Genomic DNA, 8,339 nt, shown 5'->3' with positions numbered 1-8,339 from the left:
ACGAGTTCGTCGTCAGGCAGCGTCGTCAGGTCCAAATCGTCGTCGTTGTCAATCGGGTCCGTCATGGTCATGTTCTCCTTCTAGGTGCGTTGCGGATGCCGATCCTGCGGCTCCGTGGTATGTGAAGGTTAGGCCTACCCGACTATAGGAACATGACTCTCAACGACGTGCGCATGCCGAATTACGCCACCGCAACTCATTTAGCCTCTCCCAAACTACTGGCAAGGCCACGTCCGTCGTGAATCGGCCTGCGCCCGTCGCACCCAGACATGCGGTGCCCGGCCGGACGTTTAGATTGGTCTGTTGCCCGCGGCCAAATGATGCCAGCGCGCGGAAGCCGGGCAAAAGTGATCATTGCGCATGGCAGCTACCCAAGTCGTGAGTGAAACGATCAATGGCTACCTGCCAATGTGTTCGAACAACGTGACCCGAGCCGCCACGTCCGGCGACGTGTTGGATGTATTGAGATTAGTTGAGATTACCGACAGGACTTTTGCAGATGACGAGACACTCCAGTTCCAGCCCCCCGGCCAACTATCTGATTGTGAATGACCGTGGCTTGACCGCAGCGGGCCTTGCCATTGTGGCCGTCACATATGGCCTCGCACGCTATTCTTTTGGTCTATTCCTGCCGGAAATTCGGCTTGAATTTGGCCTGTCTACGGAGATGATCGGCTTGATCGCAGGCTCGTCCTATCTGGGCTACCTGGTGACGACCTTCGTCGGATCATGGCTGTCCACCGTCGTTGAACCGAGGCTGCCGATCCTCCTTGGAGGAATTGCGGCGACGTTGGGCATGGGGATCATTGCCGTTGCCCAGGATCCCTGGGTCCTCGCCCTGGGCGTTTTCGTGGCCGGAACCAGTCCGGGTCTCGCTTACCCTCCCTTTTCCGATGTCATTGTCCGTCATACGGAGCCCGGCCGACAGAATTCCATCTATGCATGGATCAACTCCGGCACCGGCTTCGGTGTGGCTCTTGCCGGTCCGCTCGCCCTTTACGCGGGGGAAAACTGGCGCCTGGCCTGGATGATCTTCGCGGTTCTCGCGCTAGCAATCACTTTATGGAACATGCTCACAGTGCCTCGGCGGGGCGCCCGATCCAGCAAGACCGCGGCGGCGGTGTCGATGAGAGTCCTGCTTCACCGATCCGCAAGACCTCTCTTCGTTGCGGCCCTGCTCTTCGGGGTCGTCACGGCTGTCTACTGGACCTATGCCGTTGACCTGCTATTGGCTCTGACGGGCAATCCGCGCGATTCCATCGTGTTCTGGATCGTGCTCGGCATCTCTGGCGTCACTGGCTGTTTTGCAGGCGGACTGGTCGACCGATGGGGACTGCGAAACACGTACCGGGCGCTGACCATCGCGGTCGGAGCAGCTGTTGGGGCTCTGCCGCTCCTGATTGGAACCAGGCTCGGCATTTACCTCTCCGCGGCAAGCTTCGGCATAGGCTTCATCGTTGTGACGGCGCTGTTCGGGATTTGGAGCATGCGGATCTTTCGGGAGACGCCATCCATCGGTTTCGGCTTCACCTTCTTCCTGATTTCGCTGGGCCAGGGCATCGGTCCGGTCATCAGCGGATTTCTGATACCCGTCATCGGGCTCTCCACGCTGTTCGTGGTGGCCGGGCTGCTGTGCTGCTGGCTTGCCGTCCTCCGGTCGTCGGATTAAGCACCGCGAAGCAGGCAGCCGTGGCCGCAAGCAATTGCCGCGCGACGCCACGTCTTTGCGATATCGAAAACGCAGGCCGTGAAAGTGATTCGAACTACTTACGTATCGTTATCGGCGAGCATAAGTCGGCGCGCATGTACCAGATGGCTTGAAGATTGCGGCGCACTATGGCGATGACGGAGGGAGCAAGTTCTCGTCCTATGAAAAAACCCAATTCCAACTACATACGAGAAAGGCTTGCCCCATGCCCCCAAATCGAAACCGGACGATTGAAGCGGTCCTGTTGTTCACCGCATTCATAGCATCCACCTATGGCTTCGGGCTCTACCTGTTCCCTGCCATGGTTGAGTCTGTTCGAAAGGACATACCATTTTCCTACGGGATGATGGGTACGATTTCCGGCCTCGTGCAAGTCGGTTACATGATCTGTTCGTTGATGAGCGGATTCCTGACTGTGCGTTACGGCGCCCTGACCATGGTCCTCGGATCAATCGCGATCTGCGCACTTGCACTCGGTGGTTTGGCCGTAGCGCCGAATGTGATCACACTTACTGTACTACTAGCGATTCTCGGCGGCTGCGCGGCTGCGATATGGGTGCCGATGGTTGAAATTGCACGACAGATCGTTGCGAAACAGCATCAGGGAAAGGTACTTGGCTTGTTATCATCCGGCACCAGTTATGGTGTGTTCGTCAATAGCTTCCTGCTGACCGGCCTTCTGACGACGTCGGGATGGCGGTCAGTCTGGGTCGCGACCTGCGTTCTGGTGACCACGTTGGCTTTGACTAGTTTTATTCGGCTGCGGGGTCTCAGTGGGCGGTCGTCCACAACATCGGCCACCTCGCCGGCGACATCAATACGAACACGTCTCGCTTCCCTTCCCAAGACGCTGACCGGCGCAGTTCTAGGACTGATGTTCCTGACCGGCCTCTCGAGTGCACCGTACCAGACATACCTCTCGGCATTCGTCGGCACCGAAGCCGGATACGATCCGGAAACCGGAGCCGAAGCATGGAGGGTCATCGGAATCGTCGGAATGGCCAGTGGATTCGCCGTGGGAGCGTTGGCCGACCGCATAACGGCACGTTGGGGGCTGATAGCGACCTACTTGTTACTATCGATATCGTGTTTTACGCTTATCAAGGCGTCGGGGCGCGGCGACGCATCATTCGTCTACCTGGCGGCTGCGGCGTTTAGTATTTCCTTCTACGCAATCTGTGGCCTCATCCCGACCTATATCAGTCATGTCTTTGGAGAGGGCGCGGCGGCACTTGTCTTTGCATTCGGTAACGTCGCCATTGGACTTGGAGGAATTGCGGGAAACTTGCTGGGCGGAGTTCTTAAAGTGTCCGCGGGATCGTTCGAACCAATCTATTTCGTGACCCTCGGATCCGCACTTTGCGGCGCGGCAATCAGCGCCGCGATGCCGAGTGAGCGCAAATCCATCGCGGCAATGGCAACGGCAAACGGATCACAAGTGACCTGATCGGGACCGTGGCGTAGTGGCACGCCGAACCGACGTAACCGAACTGAAGGCGGTCAAAGTGAGACCGCTCAAGTCGATTCCGGCGTTATCCCACGACTCGCCGACGCGGCACGAGTATGTCAAGTTCGTCCGGAAGCACCTGAAACACGATAGCACGATCCACTTCGCCTATTCGACCTTGCGGACAGCGACAAAGGCGCGCATATGAAACGCAGCGTGGTCCGGATTGTAGCGGAATGGCGCACCTACTGGGCAGGCGTGTCGCGCCGCGCACCCTAGCCGCATGCAGTCGCCGTCAGGAGTAGCGCGTAGATGCGCAGCACAGCGCGAAACCAGATAGTCGGTGCCGGTGAAGGCTCCGACCGGACAGGCATCGAGGCAAGGTTGCGCGATGCAGTCAAGACAAGGCGATGCGTGCTCAGGTGCAGCGTCGAGATCGTCCGGCAACCGGTCGAACGCGAGCGCGAAGCGGTAGGCGTGCCACAGACCGAACACCGGGTGGATCGACAGGCCGAGCGGCGACGGGTGTGTCGGCTCGGCGCGCGCCGCCCAGCGCAGGAACGGATGATGCGGCGGGCCGCCGAACGGGTAGAGCGCACTTGCGCCGCAATGCGTCGCAACCGCGTCACCGATGCGTCTGCTCCAGCGGTCGAGCGGACCTGGCGCGCCGTCGCGGTACTCCGGTGAGGTCGCGAATTGCGGCCACATCGACGAGCCGACGTTGCCGACCAGTGCGAGCGTAGCAGCCGGCACTCCATCGCGTATCTGGGGTACTGCGTCGTCCCCTCTCACCGCGAACGCACCGCGAAGCGCAAGCCCATGCGCGGCGAGCTCAGTATTCAGCCGTGACAACCGCAAATCACGCACGGAGACCCTGTGGGAAGGCAGTGGCCTGCCGGACGCACTTGCATTGACCTGCGCGGCGAAGAACACACGGCAGTCGATGTCGTTCGTCACGCTGTTCTCGTGCTGCTTGCCACAAATGTGCTGTGTCGCCAGATCGAAATCGTCTTCGTGGTCAATCTGATCTGTCATGGTCGTGCTCTACTTGTTGAGTTCCTCTACACTCCTTCGCGGCGGCCCCGAAGCAATAGCCGTGACCCGCATTTCGAAGAACATGTCGCCATCGATCTCGTCCGTCACGTTATTCTCGGCACACTCGAATTCGACCTGAACCGAGGCCGCGCCGGCCTGCTGTGCAAGAGCCGCGGCCTCTGCGGCTGCCAGCTCTCGTGCGTACTCGACTGCCGCTTCGAGCTCGTGGAAATCCTTGGGTCCGTTCTCCGTAAACACTCGGAAGTGCCCCCGGACCGGTTGCGTGATCGTCAGGTGTATTCGTTGCGCCACCTCGCCAAGCACTGCCCCGACCGCGTTCGCCACCTCGGCAAAGCGCGGCATGTAGAGACCGAGCCGTAACCCGCGGGCGACTTCGGGATAGTAACTGGGTGCTGGCCCGCCCACGGCTACCAATGGTGTATCGGAAGCAAACTGTATTGAGAAAACCGGATGCCTGGACGGATCACGCCGCTGCCCCATGGCCATCTCCGTGAGCAACCGCGCAATCTTGTCGGCCTGAACAGCCGCGAGCTGGTTCTGCTCGTGCAGGCCCGCTTCCACCAGTTTCTGGCTGATGCCGTCAATGACGAGATTGAAGACCTGACGCGACGGCCCCTCCACGTCGCCATTAGGCCAACGCCCAAAACCGTACAGCCGGCGCATCTGCTTGGCCCAGATGCGCGCCCCAAGCACTGCGGCGGTGGTGCTCCAGTGACTTGAAATACCCAATACATGCGCCGCATCGGTCGGTGTGAAACCGCTATAAATCACCAACCCTTTTCGCTCCAACTTCGCCAGAGCGCGCGCGAGGTGGCGATCATTGGCGGCAGCATCCTCCATATTCACCGGCCCGCTCGCGAGTCGTTCCCACGCGTAACGTTCATCGTTGGTCAGGCTCCGGAGCAGGGCTTCGTCGTGCTGCAAGCGCAGCGCGAAGCGTAGTTGACTGCTGTTGGGCGGAGCATTGGCCTGCTCCTCCAGTGCTGGCAGGACTTCAGGATGTTCGCTTGCCAGCAAACTCAGCGGCACCACCCTGCGCGGGCCGATCGCGATGCCCTGCCCGCCGCAGAACCGCACCTCACTGTCGCCGCCGAGGCCGATCGAGTAGACACGTACCGCTTCGACCATCGGCTGCCATCCGCCGATCAACGCGCCGTCGAAGCTCAGTTCGGGCCGCCCATTTCGGACCACGGCAATATCCGTAGTCGTTCCTCCCATGTCGGCGACAATGGCGTCGCGCAAACCACTCAGCGCGCAGGCCCCAAGCACGCTCGCAGCCGGACCTGACAGCACGGTGCTGACAGGCCGCTGCAGCGCCGATTCGGCATTGATCAGCGTGCCGTCGCCCTTCACAATCATCAGCGGCGCATGAATGCCGCGGGCGGAAAGAATGGCCTCGACCGATTCGATCAGATGCTGAACGTGACCAATCATGCGCGCGTTGAGTGCGACCGTGGCGGCCCGTCGCGGCGCACCGAGTGAAGACGCGAGTTCGTGTCCGCAAGTTACCGTCTTGCTGGAGAGCTCGCGCACGATCTCGCGTACCCGGATTTCATGACGCGGATTGCGCACACTGAAACCGGCGGAGATCGCGAACGCCGAAACCTTGTCGCGCCAGTTGAGAATTGCTGCGCGCGCGGCCTCCTCATCCAGCGCTTGAACTTCATTACCCGCAGCGTCATGTCCGCCGGCAATCATGACGATCGATTCGGGCCCAAGCAGGTCCACCAGTCCGCTATTACGCACCTGCCCGTCGTCGTAGCCGATCAGTAATGCACAGACCGGCGACCCTTTGCCCTCGACGACCGAATTGGTTGTCAGTGTCGTGGACAGAGATACCAGCGAAATCGCGGACAGATGTTCGGACGGCAGGTTGTCAATCGCTCGTGCGATACCGACCGTGAGGTCGTAGCGGGTTGTCAGCTGCTTGGCGGCGGCGACAATTTCGCGTCGATCATCGACCAGTACTGCGTCAGTAAAGGTCCCGCCGGTATCAATACCCAACATCAAGCTCATTTCTGGTATCCCAAAGGAGATCAACAGGTGTCGACGAGCCGTTCGCCGCACTGTTCAGCGACGGCGAGCACGGCAAACAGCCCAACGGCATCGCCGACGCGTCCGAATGGTCCGACCGCATCGGCAGACAACGTCATCGGCGCACTGATTCCCACGCGGCCTCCATGAGGCCAGCCGGAGCGGGAAGGCCGTGCTGCCGGCTAGCAGCTTCGAGCGTGTTGTGCAGCAGGCAGGCGATCGTCATCGGACCTACTCCGCCAGGCACCGGCGTGATCGCTCCGGCCACTTTGACAGCACTGTCAAAGTCCACATCACCCACCAGGCGCCCCTTGCCGTCCACATTTTCGAGCCGATTGATGCCAACGTCGATGACCGTAGCACCGGGCTTGATCCACTCACCGGGGATCATGCGCGGTCGCCCCACGGCAGCGACGAGAATATCCGCCCGGCGGCATTCGTCAGCCAAGTCACGCGTCTTCGAATGGGCGATAGTGACCGTACAGTTTTCACGCAACAGCAGGGAAGCCATGGGTTTACCAACAATGTTCGAGCGCCCGACCACGACCGCATGCAATCCGCTCAGATTGCCGAGCTGGCGCTTGAGCAGCATCAGGCAACCCAATGGCGTACACGGGACGATACCGTTGCCGCCCGTGGCGAGGCCGCCGGCATTGAAAGGATGAAAGCCGTCGACATCTTTGTCGGGACGGATTGCATTGATCACCCGGTCGGTATCGATTTGTGGCGGCAGTGGCAGCTGCACGAGAATGCCGTGCACGCCAGGTTCCCCGTTAAGCCGCTCGATCAGTTTCAGCAGGTTGTCCTGGGGAGTGTCGTGTGGCAGCCGATACTCGAACGATTCCATCCCTGCGTCGCGCGCCTGGCGTGCCTTGCTGCCCACGTAAACCTGGCTGGCAGGATCCTCGCCCACGAGGATCACGGCCAGGCCTGGCGTGAGGCGATGTTGTTCGCGCAGGAGCGTTGCCCGATGCCCTATTTCCGCACGCAGGCGCTCGGCGAGGCGCTTTCCATCAATGATCTCAGTCATATTTAGCGGAAAACTACGGTCTTGTTACCCGTCAGAAAGACGCGATGCTCGATGTGATACCGCACGGCGCGAGCGAGAGCCATGCATTCGGTGTCGCGCCCCACAGCCACAAGGTTCTCCGGGCGATGGCTATGGTCAACCCGTTCAACGGCCTGTTCGATGATCGGTCCTTCATCAAGGTCTGAGGTCACGTAGTGGGCGGTTGCCCCGATCAGCTTGACTCCTCGATCGTGAGCCTGGTGATAGGGTTTAGCCCCCTTGAAGCCCGGGAGGAAGGAATGGTGGATGTTGATCGCGCGGCCCGACAGCTTGCGGCACAGGTCCTGGGACAGAACTTGCATGTAACGTGCGAGCACCACCAGATCCGCACCGGTCTCGGCGACGATTTCCAACAAGCGCGCCTCTTGGGATGCCTTGGTTTCTGGCGTTACCGGCAGATGGTAGAACGGGATGTTGTGCCAGTCGGCCAGGGACTTGAGGTCAGGGTGGTTTGAAACAATCGCCGGAACTTCCATCTTGAGATCGCCGGTACGCTGGCGATACAACAGATCGTCGAGGCAGTGGTCGAACTTCGAGACCATCAGCAATACTTTGGGCCGCACGAGGGTATCATGCATTTCCCATTGGAAGTCTTCCTCGGCGTGAGGAATTTGCTCGCCGAAGACACGCTTCAGATCATCGAAGGCCGGCGTCCTTCCTGGCGTCGTCGAGAAGACGACACGTACGAAGAAGCGCCCGGTCAGGATATCGTCGAACTGGGACATTTCGATGATGTAGCAGCGGCGCTCGGCAAGAAAAGTCGTAATACGTGCGACGGTGCCGATCACGCCCTTGCATGTCGCCTTGAGTATGTAAACGTTTTGTCCATCCATCATTACAGACATTGCACAACTCCTGAATTCACGGTTTTTGAAAGTTGTTGGGTGTTGGGTGTTGAAGCGATCAGGCCTCGACACGACGGCGGCGCGCCGTGCGCCGGCCTGCCGCCTCAGCGCCGTCTGCGCCTGCAGGTACTTCGCGGAACTTGCGGATCCAACGCATGCAGTCCTGGTCGTGGCCCATCA

The 8,339-nt window shown here is 60.2% G+C and carries 6 protein-coding genes; 2 read left to right on the top strand and 4 right to left on the bottom strand.

Going from position 1 to position 8,339, the window contains the following annotated elements; genetic code table 11:
- Nucleotides 1–499: 499 nt before the first annotated feature.
- Nucleotides 500–1,669, top strand: coding sequence for an MFS transporter (locus tag VJ698_RS21980; protein WP_324104955.1), 1,170 nt, complete (start codon nt 500–502; stop codon nt 1,667–1,669).
- A 244-nt stretch (nt 1,670–1,913) separates the two neighbouring features.
- The gene (locus VJ698_RS21975; protein ID WP_324104954.1) at nt 1,914–3,155 is read left to right on the top strand and encodes an MFS transporter; all 1,242 of its coding nucleotides are present in this window, start codon (nt 1,914–1,916) and stop codon (nt 3,153–3,155) included.
- 168 nt (nt 3,156–3,323) lie between these two features.
- Here VJ698_RS21975 and VJ698_RS21970 read toward each other — a convergent pair whose 3' ends face one another.
- The 4 genes from VJ698_RS21970 to purU form a co-directional block, all read right to left on the bottom strand.
- Complete coding sequence (locus VJ698_RS21970) at nt 3,324–4,190, bottom strand: hypothetical protein (RefSeq protein WP_324104953.1); 867 nt, start codon at nt 4,188–4,190, stop codon at nt 3,324–3,326.
- 9 nt (nt 4,191–4,199) lie between these two features.
- On the bottom strand, nt 4,200–6,227 hold the full coding sequence (locus VJ698_RS21965) for a hydantoinase/oxoprolinase family protein (protein WP_324104952.1): 2,028 nt from the start codon (nt 6,225–6,227) through the stop codon (nt 4,200–4,202).
- 133 nt (nt 6,228–6,360) lie between these two features.
- Nucleotides 6,361–7,275: a bifunctional methylenetetrahydrofolate dehydrogenase/methenyltetrahydrofolate cyclohydrolase FolD gene (folD, locus tag VJ698_RS21960; RefSeq protein WP_324104951.1), complete on the bottom strand. Its 915-nt coding sequence runs from the start codon at nt 7,273–7,275 to the stop codon at nt 6,361–6,363.
- Between the two features lie 2 nt (nt 7,276–7,277).
- Nucleotides 7,278–8,150, bottom strand: coding sequence for a formyltetrahydrofolate deformylase (purU, locus tag VJ698_RS21955; protein WP_324104956.1), 873 nt, complete (start codon nt 8,148–8,150; stop codon nt 7,278–7,280).
- Nucleotides 8,151–8,339 lie beyond the last annotated feature (189 nt).

The organism is Noviherbaspirillum sp. (assembly GCF_035254685.1).
Taxonomy (GTDB): domain Bacteria; phylum Pseudomonadota; class Gammaproteobacteria; order Burkholderiales; family Burkholderiaceae_D; genus Noviherbaspirillum.
The sequence above is the reverse complement of the archived record's forward strand: the minus strand, read 5'-3'. Positions and strand labels throughout refer to the sequence as shown.

Bases quoted from the DNA above. Each gene is read 5' to 3' on its own strand.
- VJ698_RS21980 (WP_324104955.1), top strand. From the start codon at position 500: ATGACGAGACACTCCAGTTCCAGCCCCCCGGCCAACTATCTGATTGTG.
- VJ698_RS21975 (WP_324104954.1), top strand. From the start codon at position 1,914: ATGCCCCCAAATCGAAACCGGACGATTGAAGCGGTCCTGTTGTTCACC.
- VJ698_RS21970 (WP_324104953.1), bottom strand. From the start codon at position 4,190: ATGACAGATCAGATTGACCACGAAGACGATTTCGATCTGGCGACACAG.
- VJ698_RS21965 (WP_324104952.1), bottom strand. From the start codon at position 6,227: ATGAGCTTGATGTTGGGTATTGATACCGGCGGGACCTTTACTGACGCA.
- folD (WP_324104951.1), bottom strand. From the start codon at position 7,275: ATGACTGAGATCATTGATGGAAAGCGCCTCGCCGAGCGCCTGCGTGCG.
- purU (WP_324104956.1), bottom strand. From the start codon at position 8,150: ATGATGGATGGACAAAACGTTTACATACTCAAGGCGACATGCAAGGGC.